The 259-nt window shown below is 37.1% G+C and carries 1 protein-coding gene; it reads right to left on the reverse strand.

The features are described 5' to 3' along the window. Positions 1–237 (reverse strand): low temperature requirement protein A (locus AC3II9_RS22020; RefSeq protein ID WP_489158856.1); only part of this gene is annotated, 237 nt, incomplete at its 3' end. Positions 238–259: the final 22 nt, after the last annotated feature.

Below are 259 nucleotides of genomic sequence, written 5' to 3' on the forward strand. Positions count from 1 at the left end.
GTGATTTTCAATAATTGCATGATGTAACTGCTGACCTGCTGTTGCAATCGCGACCACAAAAATTAAATCGAACAATAATTCGAGGGGAGTTGCTGCTCTATGCAGCTGTTTTGGATCTCTTGGAGATAAAGGCCTCAAACTTAATTTTTTCTGTTTTTCTTGAGTAGTCATAAAATAACGTTCTCGAATAAAGTGCCAACACGTTAACACTTTAATATTAACGGCCAGAACACGCATTAAAAATTATCTAGACCTGCTG

This window comes from Lysinibacillus sp. RU7 (genome assembly GCF_057837305.1).